The sequence below is a fragment of the Dictyoglomus sp. LHC4 genome (assembly GCF_055181355.1).
Map to the genome: position 1 here is coordinate 780,849 of NZ_CM143707.1, position 16,372 is coordinate 797,220.

At 31.6% G+C, this 16,372-nt stretch carries 16 protein-coding genes and 1 other annotated feature (1 of these 17 running past the window's edge); of the genes, 5 read left to right on the forward strand and 11 right to left on the reverse strand.

Annotated features, from left to right (window positions below; translation table 11 throughout):
- Positions 1–77 precede the first annotated feature (77 nt).
- The 9 genes from ACY3JO_RS03770 to ACY3JO_RS03810 all read right to left on the reverse strand — a co-directional run bounded on the left by ACY3JO_RS03770 (position 78) and on the right by ACY3JO_RS03810 (position 9,586).
- On the reverse strand, positions 78–3,209 hold the full coding sequence (locus ACY3JO_RS03770; protein ID WP_463085481.1) for a glucodextranase DOMON-like domain-containing protein: 3,132 nt from the start codon (positions 3,207–3,209) through the stop codon (positions 78–80).
- Positions 3,210–3,227: 18 nt separating this feature from the next.
- Positions 3,228–4,031: a glucodextranase DOMON-like domain-containing protein gene (locus tag ACY3JO_RS03775; RefSeq protein WP_463085482.1), complete on the reverse strand. Its 804-nt coding sequence runs from the start codon at positions 4,029–4,031 to the stop codon at positions 3,228–3,230.
- A gap of 56 nt (positions 4,032–4,087) precedes the next feature.
- Positions 4,088–4,816: a hypothetical protein gene (locus ACY3JO_RS03780; protein WP_463085483.1), complete on the reverse strand. Its 729-nt coding sequence runs from the start codon at positions 4,814–4,816 to the stop codon at positions 4,088–4,090.
- A 39-nt stretch (positions 4,817–4,855) separates the two neighbouring features.
- Positions 4,856–5,518: a hypothetical protein gene (locus ACY3JO_RS03785; RefSeq protein WP_463085484.1), complete on the reverse strand. Its 663-nt coding sequence runs from the start codon at positions 5,516–5,518 to the stop codon at positions 4,856–4,858.
- Between the two features lie 233 nt (positions 5,519–5,751).
- Positions 5,752–6,180: an ImmA/IrrE family metallo-endopeptidase gene (locus tag ACY3JO_RS03790; protein ID WP_463085485.1), complete on the reverse strand. Its 429-nt coding sequence runs from the start codon at positions 6,178–6,180 to the stop codon at positions 5,752–5,754.
- On the reverse strand, positions 6,161–6,478 hold the full coding sequence (locus tag ACY3JO_RS03795; protein ID WP_148807800.1) for a helix-turn-helix domain-containing protein: 318 nt from the start codon (positions 6,476–6,478) through the stop codon (positions 6,161–6,163). The genes ACY3JO_RS03790 and ACY3JO_RS03795 overlap by 20 nt, the downstream gene beginning before the upstream one ends.
- Positions 6,479–6,561: 83 nt before the next feature.
- The gene (locus tag ACY3JO_RS03800; RefSeq protein ID WP_463085486.1) at positions 6,562–7,575 is read right to left on the reverse strand and encodes a M42 family metallopeptidase; all 1,014 of its coding nucleotides are present in this window, start codon (positions 7,573–7,575) and stop codon (positions 6,562–6,564) included.
- Positions 7,575–8,576: a M42 family metallopeptidase gene (locus tag ACY3JO_RS03805; RefSeq protein ID WP_463085487.1), complete on the reverse strand. Its 1,002-nt coding sequence runs from the start codon at positions 8,574–8,576 to the stop codon at positions 7,575–7,577. The genes ACY3JO_RS03800 and ACY3JO_RS03805 overlap by 1 nt, the downstream gene beginning before the upstream one ends.
- 2 nt (positions 8,577–8,578) lie before the next feature.
- Complete coding sequence (locus tag ACY3JO_RS03810; protein ID WP_463085488.1) at positions 8,579–9,586, reverse strand: M28 family peptidase; 1,008 nt, start codon at positions 9,584–9,586, stop codon at positions 8,579–8,581.
- A gap of 96 nt (positions 9,587–9,682) precedes the next feature.
- Here ACY3JO_RS03810 and nth point away from each other — a divergent pair, with 96 nt between their 5' ends.
- Positions 9,683–10,312 carry an endonuclease III gene (gene nth, locus ACY3JO_RS03815; protein ID WP_463085489.1) on the forward strand — a complete coding sequence of 210 codons (630 nt, stop codon included), beginning with the start codon at positions 9,683–9,685 and terminating at the stop codon, positions 10,310–10,312.
- Positions 10,313–10,344: 32 nt separating this feature from the next.
- On the opposite strand, the gene ACY3JO_RS03820 is transcribed toward nth, so the two are convergent.
- A complete protein-coding gene (locus ACY3JO_RS03820; RefSeq protein ID WP_463085490.1) occupies positions 10,345–11,478 on the reverse strand; it encodes an aldo/keto reductase in 1,134 nt (377 codons plus the stop codon).
- A gap of 146 nt (positions 11,479–11,624) precedes the next feature.
- Here ACY3JO_RS03820 and ACY3JO_RS03825 point away from each other — a divergent pair, with 146 nt between their 5' ends.
- The 3 genes from ACY3JO_RS03825 to ACY3JO_RS03835 are packed head-to-tail and all read left to right on the forward strand — an operon-like array spanning position 11,625 to position 13,905.
- Positions 11,625–12,638: a zinc-dependent alcohol dehydrogenase family protein gene (locus tag ACY3JO_RS03825; protein ID WP_463085491.1), complete on the forward strand. Its 1,014-nt coding sequence runs from the start codon at positions 11,625–11,627 to the stop codon at positions 12,636–12,638.
- 5 nt (positions 12,639–12,643) lie between these two features.
- Positions 12,644–13,069 (forward strand): hypothetical protein, encoded by a 426-nt coding sequence (locus ACY3JO_RS03830; RefSeq protein WP_463085492.1) that lies wholly within the window; start codon positions 12,644–12,646, stop codon positions 13,067–13,069.
- Positions 13,066–13,905, forward strand: coding sequence for a metallophosphoesterase (locus ACY3JO_RS03835; RefSeq protein WP_463085493.1), 840 nt, complete (start codon positions 13,066–13,068; stop codon positions 13,903–13,905). The genes ACY3JO_RS03830 and ACY3JO_RS03835 overlap by 4 nt, the downstream gene beginning before the upstream one ends.
- Here ACY3JO_RS03835 and ACY3JO_RS03840 read toward each other — a convergent pair whose 3' ends face one another.
- Complete coding sequence (locus tag ACY3JO_RS03840) at positions 13,906–15,069, reverse strand: ROK family protein (RefSeq protein WP_463085494.1); 1,164 nt, start codon at positions 15,067–15,069, stop codon at positions 13,906–13,908.
- A gap of 125 nt (positions 15,070–15,194) precedes the next feature.
- Here ACY3JO_RS03840 and mnmA point away from each other — a divergent pair, with 125 nt between their 5' ends.
- A complete protein-coding gene (gene mnmA / locus ACY3JO_RS03845; protein WP_463085495.1) occupies positions 15,195–16,268 on the forward strand; it encodes a tRNA 2-thiouridine(34) synthase MnmA in 1,074 nt (357 codons plus the stop codon).
- A gap of 81 nt (positions 16,269–16,349) precedes the next feature.
- Positions 16,350–16,372, forward strand: a binding site (T-box leader); it runs 251 nt beyond the window's last position.

Sequence of the window (16,372 nt, forward strand, 5' to 3'; positions counted from 1 at the left end):
TAGTTGATTTTTTTGTGAAGATGTAAAAAGAGGACAGATTAACAAGAAAGAGGGGCCTTATATCCCCTCCTTCTTGATTATTTAGGCATTAAAATCCTAAGAGGGATCAAGGGTAAATCTACATATACATTTTCTTCTTCCTCATCACTACTTTTCCATTTAGACAATATATCTTCTTGTTTTATTCCAGAAGGAACGATCATATCAATAATATTGGGATCCCCGTAGAAATCATCGCCACCACCGAATCTCCATTGTTTTGCTGTTTCTTCAACCTCTCTTACTCTCCAATTTCCTGGTCTTGGATATCCCTCCTGTCCGCACATTATTATAAGTATTTTCCAATTTGGATCTACAGTACCTAAGTATTTTTCTGGTACTGAAATTATTATAGTTCTTTCAGTTGGATCTGCTGTGACTTGTACTACTCCTTTAATTTCCTTTAATTCAACCTTTCCTTTTTCGTTTAAGACAGGAATTATCAATACCTGTATCCAGCCTTCAGCCCATATTGCCTTATTCCATCCTTCAGGTATATTAGCTTGTCTTCCAGGTAATGCTTTATAATAGTATGGACTATCTTTTCCATCGTTAATATAAATATCAATTGTTTGTACAGAAATCCCTGTAGGTGAACCCCATGGATTTTCAAGATCTCCTCTAATTTTTATCCTGAATACTATATCTTCTTTACTTTTTCCCATTTCAACATGAATTATGTCAAAGACTCCAGGTTTAAATACTGGAGCAGTAGGATAAACTATGCTTCCCCAACCGTAGTCATCTCCATGTGGATCATCAATGGAGAAATAAACTATGTCTAATTTTGCTTCTGGTACTGTTACATAAATGGGAATATAGTAAGGGACTATATCTTCAGGTTTGTCTGAGCCAAAGATTACATTGATTGCAATTTGATCTCTGCCTTGTAATTTCATAGATTTGAATTCTACTCCTATTTCCACATATTTCTCAGATATTCCTCCTTTTATTTTTGATATTTCTTTCCATTGATTATTGCCTAAGGCTTGATTTAGAGGTACTTCTATTTCTCCAAGATCTTTTATTTGTGATAAATCTATTAATATTTCATAACCTATACCATATCCTAAGCTTTTATCTGAATTTCTTGGATAAACATTTATTTCTTTTAGGTATGGGTTAGAAAAGTAAATAGCTAAATAATAAGGTTTTCCAAGTAGGTTTTTTAGATTTTCTTTACTTTCAATCAAGAAATAGAGCCTATCGTTATCTAAGCCTAAGTATAACCTTTCTAAGAATTTACCTGGTTTTGTGAATGTGCCTATTCCAATTTCTACATTGTATATAGCGGAATCTTTCCATTCATCTTGAGGATCTATTTTTCCATCAATTTTGGGGGTAAATTTTCTTTGTAGACTTTGAATAGGTTTTCCTTCTCCTATCTTTACTATAGGTAAGTGTAAGTCTGGTGGGATTTCTTTTTTAATTAGTTTGTATATGTTTATCAAATGTTTTCTAAATAACTCATCGAAAGCAATATCATTAGTGGAATCCTGATCATCTCCATACCACCAGAACCAATCACTTCCTTCTGCTGCATATAATTCAAACCATGCTTTTTCTATATCTGATTTTAAATTATCTGGATTTAGTACTGGTGATATTTTCTTTTTTTGTTTGACTGTCTCATATATTAAGTTTGTTCTTGTTTTGTCTAATAGTTCCCATGCTTTGTTTTCTTCATTTTCTCCAATCCAAGTTAGAAAGGTACCATCAATCCAAGATCCGGCATGTAATCTGTTGATTTTAGCTTTAGGTGGGAATTTGTCTAAAAAATCTGATATTCTTACAGTCTCAATATAAGGGTTATCGGATAATAATTTATATAGTGAATTTAAAAAATCTTTTCCGTCATTTTCGTAATATTCCCAACAATTTTCTCCATCCAAGATTACCGTTACCAAGTATGGATCTTTTGTATCTTTTGTCTTTTCGTAAATATTCTCTAAATAATTTACAAAGTCTTTTGCTGCGTTAGCTCCTTTCATTCCGCTATAGACAAATCCAATTTTATCTGATAAATTTTTATCTCTGAATACTATATATAGTTTTTTACCTTGTTCTTCTACGGTATATGGTTTATAAAGAACATCTGGATTTGTAACATTACCTTTAGAATCTCTTGTAATAGGTACACCTAAGGACTTTGCTAAAACATCCTCGTCACTTGCTATCCATTGAAAGCCATTATTGACTACAGAAGAAATGATCTCTTGACTTACAGAGCCTTCAGAGGGCCATAAACCTTTTGGGCTATCTTTAAAATATTTCTTATAGTAATTTACTGCCATTTTTAATTGAGCATCTACATCCTCTGGATAGCTGATATTTAAGTCTGGTATCTTTATATCTTGTACTGCTTCTTTGGCAGATTTAATGTTATATAGTAGAGGTATTATAGGATGAAAGAAAGGTGTAGTAGCGACTTCTATCTGTTTGTTTTTTTGCAATTCTGAATATAATCTCATGATCTCTGACATTATTTGGTATTGCTTATTAATTACTATTTTTTTGTCTTCTTCTGAAAAGTCTTTCCTTTTTTGTATTAATCGGAATAAATCTTTATCATAGGTTTGAAAGTCAGGATCGAACCATGCCAAATTAAACCAAACTTGAAGATCTCTAAAATCTTGAACTGTAAAGTTCTGGATTGCTTTTGAAATGACATTATCATCTATCGACTGTCCTCTTTTATTTAGGAGTTCCCAGTATCTTGGGAATCTTTTTATTATTCTATCCCAGTTTACATCAAAAAATCTTCTTAAAATAAACTCTTTATCTTCTGGGGTTAGTTCATCAGCGGGTTTCTCTGTTAGAATTAAGTATTTGTCTTTTAATCCTTTATTGGCATAGAGATCTAATTGATATATGAGGGAGGGGACCATATTGAAATTAGCTTTAATCTGAGGATAATTTTTTAGTATATATGCCATATCATAGTAATCTTTTATTGCATGCATTCTGACCCATGGCATTATATTTATATTCTCAATTGGATCATAATATAAAGGTTGATGATTGTGCCATACTATAGCTAAATATAAAGGTTTTTCTGCTTTTTTTACATTAGAGATATATGGGTTTACTGGTATTTGTGTTATATTTTCAGAGAATCCTATACTGATAAAAAGTATCAAACATAAAAAGATTAAGTAAAGTTTTCTCATGTACAATCTCCCTCCTAATTATTTCACATATATGAAGGGAATTTGTGCATATACATTCTTCTCGTATTTAGCATCACTTTTGTATTTGCTTAATACTTCATATTGATTTATTCCTTCATAATCTAATAAATCAATAATATTGGGATCCCCATAGAAATCATCGCCACCACCGAATCTCCATTGTTGTGGAGAAGATATTACTTCTCTAATTCTGCATGATACAGGATCTTGTGTTGGAAAACCTTCTTGTCCAAGGATAAAAACTTGAAAGCCCCAGCCTTTCTCAAAATCTCCACCCAAACTCTTTTTAGGTACAGGAATTATGATGTTATTTCCTTCAACACTTACACCCTTTGCAGGGAATATGCAATATTTATACATTTCAGAGACAGCAGACTTTACAGAAGCCTTTAATTCGGTAGGCCAACCTTCTACCAATATAGCTATATCCCAAGCACTATTTGGAGTGGTTTGAGCCTTTACTCCTGGTATAAAATCTCTAAAACCAGAATTTTCTTTTCCATCTTTATCAATATAAATATGTATAGTTTGAATGGAAAGGCCAAGAGGGCTTCCCCATGGATTTTCTATGGGAACTCTAAGAGAAATTTTAAAGTATACATTTTCATTGTCAGCATCAATTACTACTTTTGTTAAATCAAAACTTCCAGGTTTAAAGACGGCATCTGTTGGGTATATGTATGTTCCAGGTCCTTTATCATCATTTACGGGGTCATTAAAAACTAATGGATATTTTACAGATTCAGCAAAAAGAGTAGAGGAAAGAAGAATTAAGAATACTAAAATAAGATATCTTTTCATTTTTATACCTCCTTTATAGGTGGGGAGTTTAACTCCCTACCTTTTTATTTTTTCTTTTAGAAATCAAAGGAAATTTTAGCTCCAATTTGTTTTACAAAATCACTGGTTGATCCTTCTTCTGATGGAGCGTTTCCAAAATATAATGTGGCATTGTTAAAACTTAAGCTTACATAATATGTAGTATGGGTTTCTGTATCTCCTATCTTTTTATATTGATAAATACCTGTTAAGGTTACATCTTTAGATAATTTATAACTTGGTTTAATATATATCCAGGTAGTATTGGAATTAAGATCGGATGATAGTGCACCATAGAAAGTAAGGTCTGTAAGAGGAGTAATAGTTGTGTTTCCATATATTGATAATTTACTATTTAAAGGATAGTAAACTTTTCCATAAACAGTAAGTATAGAAGAAGGAGTGACTCTTACTTCACCAGTTATGTTGGTGGAATTTGTACTGTTAACAGTACTATTTACAAGGGTGCCTTTTAAGGAAATTTGTTTTGTAGGATTATAAGTGATAATACCCGTTAATTTTGTTGTTTTTTCTGTTATATCCTCTCTACTTGTTAGCTCAACTATAGGTTCAATGGAAAGATTTGAAAGGGGTGTAATAACTGTTCCAAGTTTTAGATCGGTACCTGCTGATCTGCTTGCTCCTGGAATTAATTGAGTTTGGTCTGTTTTAAACCAATTAAATTGATTAATATATCCAAGATCTACCTTTTTAGCTGTTCCATATACCTTTATCATAGAATTAATTTGAGAAGAAAAGTCAGCCAAGATGACAAATCCACCTTCTGAATCAGTAGGGTTAGGTCCTCATACACATTTTCCATATATTCCTTTAGCTCTAAGATCTACAGGTCCAATTTTTACAGTAACATCAACACCAAACAGACTCTTTCCTTTGTTAGCTTCTCCCCAATTTGTTCCCATTGCTGTGAAACCAATAAGAAGGGTAGCAAAGCTTCTTTTTAATCTTAAATAAGAAATTTGATCAGAAGAATTGATACCAGCTAAGATATTTGTATTAAAAAGTTTTCCTGTTAATTCAAATCCATTTCCCCATATACAGGAAGATCTAGGAAGATCTCCAGGTTTATTTAAAAGTAGAGGATCATCAAGGGGAGTTGCGTCTTCCTTATAATAAACTCTAAGATTTAGCAAAGAACTTTTTGCAGTTAAATGAGCTTTTTGTACTTCAATTATTCCAGGACCCAATAAATTACTGAAATTTGGATACATTTTGAGCTCAAAATAGCTTTCCAGAAAACTTGATGGTTCTGCTTTTACTTTAAAGTATGTATTCCAATAATCAAGGTTTACAGGACCTAAAGTATTAGAATAATTTCCATTTGAATCTTTAAGAAATTCGCTATGGACTCCTATTTTACTATATCCATAGAAGGTGACTTCTTGAGCATAGGAAAATGAATATATTAATAACACAACAAGTAATCCAAACAAGAAAAACTTTTTCATAGTTCTATTCTCCCTTCTTATTTTAGTATTTAAAATCATTGATGGAAAAGTTTAGAATATTATTTATAGTAATTTTTATATTGTAATTTTTAATCACCTCCTTATAACACGTGTTAATTGTCTTAAAAATATATTTTACACGTGTTAATAACGAAAATAGTATATTAAAATAATGTTAAATTTGTCAAGATATCTTTAAAGAAGTTTTAAATCATAGGAAAATTAGGATTATATTAAATTGTTATAACTTTTAATCTTAATTCTACCGCTTTTTTGGATACAAAAAATATCTTGGCTATCTCTTCTAACGGAAGATAAAAATAATTCTCTAACATAAATATGGGCATTAAAAGAGATGCAGCAAATAAATCTGCTTCTTGTTCTTTTCTTATATACTCTTTATCAAAATTATAAATGGAGGACGATTGATCATGTAGGAAATAATGTCCTAACTCGTGAGCTAAGGAAAATCTTTGTCTTACTATTGGATCTGATGAATTTATTACTATTTCTTTATTATAAATTATTCCAGATATTTTAGGGGTTGGAACTTTGGTGAATGTTATATTAAAACCTAAACCATAAGCAATTATGTCAGGTTTTACAGGTGGTTTCTTTATAAAGAAATAACTTAAAATCTCTTTAGTCAGATCCTCGTACATTTTTCCTACTCTCTAATGACTTTATTAACTGAATTATCATTTTTCTTTCTTCTTCATCCAATGAGGTGTTAGCTCTGAGAAAAGTTTCTAAGGTTTCTTCAGTTTCACCTGAAAATAGATAAGAAGTAGGCACATTAAAAGCTTTTGCTATTTTTTCTAGAGCTTTTAATGATGGATTTTTTAAGCCTCTTTCTACCAAGGATATATAAGATAGAGAGAGACCTGTTTTTTGAGCTAAGTCCTCTAATTTAAGATTTTTCTTTTTTCTTAATTCTCTAATCCTCTTCCCCACATTCATGATAATATTTTAAGCATAATTTTTAATTTTGTTAATAGTAATAAAAAGGGGAGGAAATATTTCTCTAATTCCTCCCCATTATTTTATAATTTTATAGAATCCTCTAATTCTACAAAGATTTTAAATAATCTTACAGCATTTTCCACATCTCTTATATCTATCATTTCATGAGGAGAGTGTACATATCTTGTTGGAATAGATAGTGTTCCTGCTATAATTCCTGCTCTTGTTCTTTGAAGGACAGCAGCATTTGTACCCCCTCTTAGGAGTATTTCAATTTGGTAAGGTATTTGATTTTTTTCTGCTAAGCACCTTAATTTTTCTACAAGTCTTCTATCACTTATTGATGCGCTATCTTTTATCTTTATAGTAGGGCCTTTGCCAAGTTCTAAGGATATTCTTTTTAATCCTTTTGGGGTATCAGAATGAGCTGTTACATCTACAGCTATGGCTACATCTGGTTGTATATCAAAAGCTACGACACTTGCACCTACAAGGCCGACTTCTTCTTGTACTGAAAAACTTCCATACAAATCATAAATGGGATTTGATCTCCTAAATACTTCAATAATAATAGCACAACCAACACGATCATCCATAGATTTTGAAACTACACGATCTCCAAGGTCTCTAAAAGATGAAGAATAAACCCCAAAAGTGCCAGGAGGGACCAATCTTTCAGCTTCCTCTTTACTACTTGCTCCAATATCTACAAATATTTTATCAAAATCAAGGTTTTTAATATTTTTAGCCATCTCCTCTGAAGTTTCTCCTTCTATTCCTACAAATCCTTCAATCTCAGGAAATAGAATACTGCTTCCCAATAGGTTATAAGGAGATACACCCCCTATAGGCTCAATTCTTATAAATCCCTTCTCGTCTATATAAGTAGCTAAGACCCCTATTTCATCCATATGAGCATCTAAAAGAATTTTTCCTTCTTTTTTACCTTTTTTCCATACAATAAGATTTCCTAATTTGTCTATTTTATATCCATCTATATATCCTTGTAATTCTTCTAATATGGTATGTTTTATCTTTTCTTCTCTTCCACTGGGAGAAGGGGTGGTAGTGAGTTTTTTAATTAGCTCCTTCATTACTTTACCTCCTTTGTGATGATAATGGATAAGAGTTTAAAAGTATTTTGATAATCTTGAAGGTTTACCACACACATTGGGGAATGAATATAACGGGATGGAATGGAAATAACTAAAGAGGGAGTACCAGTAGTTATGGCAATTCTTGTAGCGTCAGTACCTCCTACAGTTCTTCTTTTTATCTGGTAAGGAATACTATTTTCTTGAGCTACTTTAATGGCAAAATTAAAAAGTTTTTCATCATTTACATATCCTCTATGTGCTGGTGTAATCACAGGTCCTTTACAAAGTTCACTTGATCTTCTTGCTTCAGGAAATTCTGGATTATCACCTGATGTGGTAGTTTCGATAACTATGGCATAATCTGGGTCTATCTGATTTGCAGCTACTCCTGATCCTCTTAATCCCGTCTCTTCTTGGATAACAAAGGTAAAATATGTATTATAAAAGGGTTCTATATTGGCCTCTATGAGATCTATAAGTATGGAACATCCTCCTCTATCATCTAATGCTTTTCCAGATATCCAGTCTTTATGTAGCATAGCATTGGGGGCAAAACTAACGAAATCACCAATTTTTACTTTGCTTTCTACCTCTTGTTTTTTGGAAACTCCAATATCAACTTTTATACTTTCAAAAGAGGAGATGCCGTCATAACCTGTCATTAGATGGACCGGCTTTGAACCAATAATTCCAGGTACTTTTTTCTCTCCGATTACCACTTTTTTACCAAGAACCACTCTCGGATCTATGGATCCAAGAGGAATAATACTAATTTTTCCGTCTTCCTCTATATTACTTACGATAAATCCTACCTCATCCATATGGGCTGTTAACATTAGCTTTTTATTATTTTTCCCCTCTTTGAATGCTAATAAATTTCCTAATTTATCCTCTTTTATATCATCTACTTTATCTTTTATTTTTTCCTTTATAAAATTTCTTACCTCTTGTTCAAAACCAGAAACTCCGCAAAGATCAGAGAGTTCTTTTAAAAGCATAGTTATTCACCTCCAGTAGCTATGAAATAGCTTAGAAGTCTTGCCGTTTCTTCTATATCTCTTATATTTACTACTTCATATGGTGTATGCATGTATCTTAATGGTATAGAGATTAGTAGAGTTGGAATACCTTCCCTTGTTATTTGGATTCTGTCTGTATCAGTATGACTGTGTTCTCCATTTGGTTCTATTTGATAGTTTACTGATATTTTTTCAGCAATATTTTTGATTTTTTCAAAATATTTATAATCAACCATGGGCCCAATATCTAATACTGGACCTTTACCTGTTTCAATTTTGGGATAACCTGGTCTATATATATCCCCATGAGTTACATCTAATACTATAGCAAGATCAGGATTTATGTGATATGCAGAAGTAGAAGCTCCCGAAGTTCCATCTTCCTCTCTTACAGAAAAGACAAAATATAACTCATTTTCTATTACATATTGATTTAAAAGATACAAAGTATAAAGTAAAGTAGTACAACTTGCTCTATTGTCTAAGGCTTTTCCTGTTACATACTTTTCATTTAATTCAAAAGCCTCTGATGAAAAAGTAGCTAAATCTCCTATAGATACATATTCTGAATTTTCTACCACATCCATGAATAAGTCATCAAAAGTTAAAATTCTTTGTCTCATCTCTTCCGTTTGTAAATGAGGTTCTAACATTCCTACCACACCATAAGCTATACCTTTTTTTGTATGTATTCTCAGCCTTTGAGAAGTTACAATCTTAGGATCTACTCCACCAAAGGTATGAAATCTGAAATAATTACCTAATTCTTTCTTAGTTATTACAAAACCTATTTCATCTGTGTGAGCAAAAAGGGCTATTTTTTTGCCTTTTCCTTCCCTTTTTACGATAAGATTTCCCTGATTATCTATATAGTTGGTAGTATTTTGGATTTTTTCTGCCTCGGTTTTTATATACTCTATTACTTTATATTCATAACCTGAAGGACCATCTAGATTTGATAGGTTCTTGAGTATAGTTTTTATATTCACTCTTAAGCCTCCTTTCACTTTTTATAGTTCACTAATTGATTATACAAGTTTATGATAAACTTTAATAGCTATTTATTTTGGAGGTGGTTTTATACTATGGACAGGAAAGAAAGAGTAAAGATATTGCTTAATAGACTTAAAGGAGTTTATGAGCCTAAAATAGCTCTAAAATTTTCTAATCCATGGGAACTTTTAGTTGCAACAATTCTTTCGGCTCAAACAACTGATGAGAGAGTTAATATGGTTACTGAAAATTTATTTAGAAAATATAAGTCTCCTGAAGATTATTTAAAAGTACCTCTGGGGGAGTTGGAACAAGATATAAAATCCATAAATTATTATAGAAACAAGGCTAAATTTATAAAAAGTTGTGCCCAAATTATAGTAGAGGAATATGATGGAAAAGTTCCCGATACTATTGAGGAATTATTAAAACTTCCTGGTGTGGCAAGAAAAACTGCTAATGTGGTTCTTTCAGCAGGTTATGGTAAAAATGAAGGAATTGTGATAGATACACATGTGGCAAGACTTTCTAAAAGATTAGATCTTAGTAAAGAGAAAAATAGAGATAAAATGGAACAAGACTTGATGAAGATTGTGCCAAGAGATGAATGGGCTAATTTTTCTTATCTTTTAATACATCATGGAAGGAACATATGTAAAGCTAAAACCCCAAAATGTGAAGAATGTATCTTAAAAGATATATGTCCTTCAGCATTTAAATAAATATAAGAGGAAGGGTTAATCCCTTCCTCTTATTATTTTTGGGCTAACGCCTCATGTACTTTCTTAAGGAGTTCTCTTATGGGTAATTGTTGAGGACATTTTGTTTCACATACACCGCATTCTTGACAATTGCCTGCTCTTTCTTCTTCTCTCATGGAATAGTTATATTCCCAACGGGGAGCACCCCAATCATCATATCTGATACCTTCATTATATAGGAAAAAGTTTCTTGGAATATTTACCCCATATGGACATGGCATACAGTAACCACATTGAGTGCAATCAATAGCTTTTCTGCCAAGAAATGCAAGTCTTAGTTTTTCTACAAATTCTAACTCTTCTTGGGATAGAATACCAACTTCAGCCTTATCTGCAATCTCAATATTCTCTTTAACTTGCTCTAAGGTGCTCATACCAGAAAGTATAGTGGATATTTCTTTATGATTCCATAGCCATAGGAGAGCCCATTCTACAGGGCTTCTTTTAATTTTGTAGCTATTGATCAAATCCATTACGTCCTTAGGAGGTCTTGCTAATCTGCCTCCTCTTAGAGGTTCCATTATGACCACATTTATCCCTTTATTATAGGCATATAAAAGCCCCTCTCTTCCTGCTTGATAATCTACATCCATATAGTTATATTGAATTTGGCAAAAATCCCAATCATAAGCATCAATAATCTTTTTAAAGGTGTCTAAGTCATCGTGGAAAGAAAAGCCAAAAAATCTTATTAGGTTTTTTTCTTTCATCCTCTCTCCCCATTCAAGAACACCAAGGTTGTACACTTTTTGCCAGCTTTCTTTATTTAGCGCATGTAGCAAATAAAAATCTATATGATCTGTATCTAATTTTTTCAGTTGTTCATTAAGAAGTTGATCCATATCTTCTTTTTTGTTAACAAACCAAACAGGTAGTTTTGTGGCAAGATATGTTTTATCTCTATAGCCGTCTTTTAAGGCTTTTCCAACTAATATCTCGCTCTGTCCACCATGATAACCATATGCGGTATCCACATAATTTACCCCATGGTCTATGGCATATCTAATCATTTCTATAGCTTTTGGTTCATCTATTTGAGAATCACTACCTAAAGTGGGAAGTCTCATAGCGCCAAAGCCTAATGAGGAAATAGTTGCATCAATTTTGTTCATCTTTCTGTACTTCATCTTTCATCCTCCTTTAATTATGAATTTTTTTATTAGTTTTAAGAGGAAAGGAAAAAATAAAATTAATTTACTTCTTGGAAATTTTACCACATAGATTTTATATTGTAAAATAAAAATTAAAATGTCTATTTTCGGGAGGTTTTAATATGCTTGCTGCTGTTTGGGAAAAGGGGAAAATCAATTTAATAGATAAACCAGAACCTTTAGTTAATAATGATGAGATATTAATTAAGGTGCTTGCATCAGGAATATGTGGTACTGATTTACATATTTTTGCTGGTGAAGGCTATGCGAAGGACAATATTGTAAGAGGGCATGAATTTGCTGGAAGAGTAGTTAAAGTAGGGAGAAATGTGTTAGGCATAAAAGAGGGTGATTTGGTGGCTGTTGATCCTAACATTGCTTGTGGGCATTGTTATTTCTGCAGAAGAGGAGAAATACATTTATGTGAAAATTTGAGGGCTATAGGAGTTGATATGGATGGGGGATTTGCTGAGTATTGTAAGGTTCCATTTAAACAGGCATATTCTTTCTCAGAAAAGGTTTCTCCTATAGAAGGAGCTATGATGGAACCAGTTGCATGTGCTTTACATGGGATTGAAAGAATAGGTATTCATTTGGGTGATACAGTTCTTATAGTTGGAGCAGGAGCTTTGGGTTTGATACTTCTTCAGTTATCATATTTTTATGGTGCAAGTTCTGTTATTGTAGTTGAGATAGACGAAGGGAAAAGAAAAATAGCTAAGGAACTTGGAGCGTCTTATGTTTTAACTCCATCTGATGAAGTTTCTTCTTTTATTAAGGAGTTAACGAATGGTAGAGGAGTTGATGTGGGTATTGAAGCTGTGGGAAAGAAAGAAACTGTATCGTTGACAATTGATAATGTAAGAAGAGGTGGAAAAATACTCATTTTTGGTGTTTCTCCAAAGGAAGATTTGATAAGTATTTCTCCTTTTGACATTTATTATCGAGAGTTGACTATTATGGGATCTTTCGTTAATCCTTTTACAAATAGTAAAGCATTACGCTTAATAGAAGATGGAAGAATAAATGTTTCAAAAGTAGTTTCTCATAAGTTTCCTTTATCTGAAATTCATAAAGCAATAGAGGTAGGATTGAGTGGTAAAAGTTTAAGAGTAATGATAACTTATGAGGATTAGGGATCATGATCTTTGATTTAATATGTGCTATTACAATTTTGGGCTTGGCTATTAAAGGTTTAAAAGATATATTTTCTAATAAAATAGTGCTTCTAATTTCTTTGGTTATAGCATTTTATTTTTCTTCTTTTCTTACTCCTCTTTATATGAAATACATTAGAATTGCTGTTCATCTTCTAGCTAACATTGTAAGTTTTATTTTAACCTTTGTATTTAGTTATTTTCTCTTAGTGTTACCAAATTTCCTTTTGAGGGTTGTATTAGGTGGTGGAGTTATAATTACAGTTTATGCATTATTAGTAAATTTTTTGCCCAGTGATTATAAAATTCTTATTCTGAAGGATTCTCTTGTTTATTCTTTTCTTGATCCTGTAGTTAAATTTATCTTAAATTTATTTCATTTCTTTAAATTTCTAAAGATTATTAAATGAGAATTCTTGCTATCTCAGATCTTCATTTAGATTATATTAGACTTAGAAATGGCTTAAATCTACAAGAAGAGAGAGAAATTTTAAGAAAAATTAGGGATTATCTATTAATTGATAATCCAGATATTTTGATTATTGGAGGAGATATATCTTCTAAGATATGGGAAGTGAAGCTATTTTTTGAGGAATTTTCTTATGCTAACATTAATATTATTTTTGTTCCTGGAAATCATGATGTATGGAAAGAAGAGGAAATAAGCAGTACTGATAAATATTATTACATACTGCCTAATATTTGTGAGGATTTTGGTATTCATTTTCTTCCCAGAAATCCTTTTATTATTGGTAAATGGGCATTTTTGGGTACCTTAGGTTGGTATGATTACACTTTGGGTAATAGTGACTATCCAAAGGAAGATTATGATAAAGGAGTATTTGGGGGTTTAAAATGGAGGGAAACCTTTTGGAAATTAATAAATTTTACTGATATCAATGGAAATTATCTGAGTAATATAGAGATTTGTAAGCTATTTATTGAGGAGTTGGAAAAAGATTTTTATAAGGTTGAAAATTTTAATAAGATAGTTATAACTCATATGCTTCCTTTTAAGGAATTAGTAATGGTAAAAAATTTCTTTTCTGCTTATTTAGGAAGTGAAAAGTTGGGGGAGATTATTTTAAAAAATAAGGCTGATTTTGTAATATGTGGACATGAGCATAACCCGCAATCTTTAACTATATATAATATTAAGATTGAAAAGCCTACTTTTGGATATTTAGACTCTTTAAGAAATTTAAAAGATCGACTTGATAAAGCTAAAAAGCTAATTGAGATTTGACTATATAATAACGGGTTTTGTGTGGTAATGATTTATAGCCTTATATATAGCTCCATAGATTACTGTTTTTGGATATAGAGCAGAAGGTATAATTTTCACTGGAATTGGTAAGTAATATTCTATTACAGGTTGCATTTTGGAAATTAATATGTTTAAAAATTTTCCTACAATTCCTCCTACAATTATAACTTCTGGATCTAATATACTTACAATGTTTACTACTGCTTTTGCTAAGTATTCGCTTACATTGTTAATAAGTTCAGTAATTTCATATACTTTATTATAATCTTCAAAGATTTTTTCTATTAGATTATATTTAGGATCTATAGATTTTGCCTTTTCTATTATTCTTATTCCTGAAACTACCCATTCTAAGGCTCCTAAAGGTGTATATTCTACTCCTGGATATTCATCATGACGTTTACCTAAAACCATGTATGCAATTTCTCCTGCAAATTTATTTGCTCCTTCATATAATTTTTCATCTATCATGATGCCTGCACCAATTCCTGTACTTAAATTCATATATACAATATTTTTGTGGCCTTTTCCTGCTCCCTTCCAAAATTCTCCCATGACAGCCATATTTACATCGTTTTCCAGTATTATAAAAGTATTGGGAAATCCTGTTTCAATGAGAGATTTTAGAGGTGTATGGTTCCATTCTGGAAGGTTTGGGGCAAAAATGAGTTTTCCTTCCTCAATTATACCTGCTATTCCTATGGAAATGACTTTTATGTGTTCAGGGTTTATTTTATTTTCATAAACAAAGGTCTTCATTATCTCTACAAGTTTTTCGGGTTGCATCATATTTTTTTCTCTAAGTTCATTTAAGGATAATACTTTTTCATGAGTAATTTCTCCACAAAGATCTGATATTGCAAATCTCATTATAGATCCTTCAATGTCTCCTGCTAAGAAATATCCATATTTGGCATTATATTTTAATAAAATACCTTTTCTACCTTTACTACTTTTTCCTTTACCTATTTCATATACTAATCCCTCTTTTATAAGCTCTCTTATGTGAGTAGAAACAGTAGGTCGACTAAGACCAAGTCTACGAGCTATTTCTGCACGAGAAACCGGACCCTCTTCTCTTAAGAGTTTTAAAATTTGTCCTTTATTAACCTCATCTATTAATTGTGGTCTTCCAATTTTCATTTTTTGTCTCTTCAAAAATCAAAAATTTTTTATAAAATATAATGGATTGTAAAATTTGTCAAGAAAAAAGTAAATATTTTTAAAAATGATGAGAATATTTAATATTTATTTGTTAAGGGTTGTTTATGAGTGAAAAAATCAGGGTTGCAGTAGGTATGAGTGGAGGAGTTGATAGTTCTGTTACTGCTCTCTTACTGAAGAAAGAGGGTTATGAAGTTATTGGTTTAACTATGAATATAGCGTTGATACCTCATGAAAGATATGAGGCTTGCTGTTCATGGAGTTCTATTAGTGATGCTATGAGGGTTGCACATAGCCTTGGTATACCTCATTTTGTGGTAAATCTTAAAAAGGAGTTTGAAGAGAGGATAATTAAATATTTTATTGATTCTTATATAAATGGGTGTACTCCAAATCCATGTGTGTTTTGTAATAGGTTGATAAAGTTCGATCTTTTACTAAAAAAGGCTCAAGAGTTAGGTGCTGAATATTTAGCGACAGGTCATTATGTAAGGAAAGTATGGGATCCATTAAGAAATGTTTTTTTATTAAAAAGGGCAAAAGATCAGAGAAAAGATCAGTCTTACTTTTTAAGTTTTTTAACCCAAGATCAGATATCCAAATCTCTTTTTCCTTTGGGAGATTTAACAAAGGAGGAAGTACGTAGAATTGCTCGTGATAATGGATTAATTGTAGCAGAAAAAGGAGAGAGTCAAGAAATTTGTTTTTTACCTGACAAAGATTATAGAAAATTTTTAAAGCAATATGTGAATGAGAAATCAGGGAAAATTGTTACAGAAGATGGGAAAATAGTGGGATATCATGATGGTATTTTTTCCTTTACTATAGGTCAAAGAAGAGGTTTAAGGGTAGCATTAGGTAGGCCTGTATATGTAAAAGATATAGATACAAAAAGTGGTAACGTGTTTGTGGCAGAAAAAGAGAAAATTTTTAGAAGAGAGGTTTATGCTGTAAATGTAAATTATCTATCATATATTCCTGAGGAGGAAGAGCTAAGAGTAAATGCTATGATAAGATATAATATGAAACCGTCGCCAGCTACTCTTCATATCATATCTGAAAAGGAAGTTTTTGTGGTTTTTGATGAACCTCAATGGGCTGTTACTCCCGGGCAGATATTGGTTTGTTATAAAGATGATTTTGTATTATGTGGAGGAGTAATAGAGAGAAAATATTAGGAAAAGTTAAATTTTCCAGTTAATTTGAAAAATTTTTCTTTTTGTTGTATAATTTCATCCAAAGTTAAATAGAGTTACCCTATAAAAGCTGTGAACAGGAGGAG

Bases quoted from the DNA above. Each gene is read 5' to 3' on its own strand.
- ACY3JO_RS03770 (WP_463085481.1), bottom strand. From the start codon at position 3,209: ATGAGAAAACTTTACTTAATCTTTTTATGTTTGATACTTTTTATCAGT.
- ACY3JO_RS03775 (WP_463085482.1), bottom strand. From the start codon at position 4,031: ATGAAAAGATATCTTATTTTAGTATTCTTAATTCTTCTTTCCTCTACT.
- ACY3JO_RS03785 (WP_463085484.1), bottom strand. From the start codon at position 5,518: ATGAAAAAGTTTTTCTTGTTTGGATTACTTGTTGTGTTATTAATATAT.
- ACY3JO_RS03790 (WP_463085485.1), bottom strand. From the start codon at position 6,180: ATGTACGAGGATCTGACTAAAGAGATTTTAAGTTATTTCTTTATAAAG.
- ACY3JO_RS03795 (WP_148807800.1), bottom strand. From the start codon at position 6,478: ATGAATGTGGGGAAGAGGATTAGAGAATTAAGAAAAAAGAAAAATCTT.
- ACY3JO_RS03800 (WP_463085486.1), bottom strand. From the start codon at position 7,575: ATGAAGGAGCTAATTAAAAAACTCACTACCACCCCTTCTCCCAGTGGA.
- ACY3JO_RS03805 (WP_463085487.1), bottom strand. From the start codon at position 8,576: ATGCTTTTAAAAGAACTCTCTGATCTTTGCGGAGTTTCTGGTTTTGAA.
- nth (WP_463085489.1), top strand. From the start codon at position 9,683: ATGGACAGGAAAGAAAGAGTAAAGATATTGCTTAATAGACTTAAAGGA.
- ACY3JO_RS03820 (WP_463085490.1), bottom strand. From the start codon at position 11,478: ATGAAGTACAGAAAGATGAACAAAATTGATGCAACTATTTCCTCATTA.
- ACY3JO_RS03825 (WP_463085491.1), top strand. From the start codon at position 11,625: ATGCTTGCTGCTGTTTGGGAAAAGGGGAAAATCAATTTAATAGATAAA.
- ACY3JO_RS03830 (WP_463085492.1), top strand. From the start codon at position 12,644: ATGATCTTTGATTTAATATGTGCTATTACAATTTTGGGCTTGGCTATT.
- ACY3JO_RS03835 (WP_463085493.1), top strand. From the start codon at position 13,066: ATGAGAATTCTTGCTATCTCAGATCTTCATTTAGATTATATTAGACTT.
- ACY3JO_RS03840 (WP_463085494.1), bottom strand. From the start codon at position 15,069: ATGAAAATTGGAAGACCACAATTAATAGATGAGGTTAATAAAGGACAA.
- mnmA (WP_463085495.1), top strand. From the start codon at position 15,195: ATGAGTGAAAAAATCAGGGTTGCAGTAGGTATGAGTGGAGGAGTTGAT.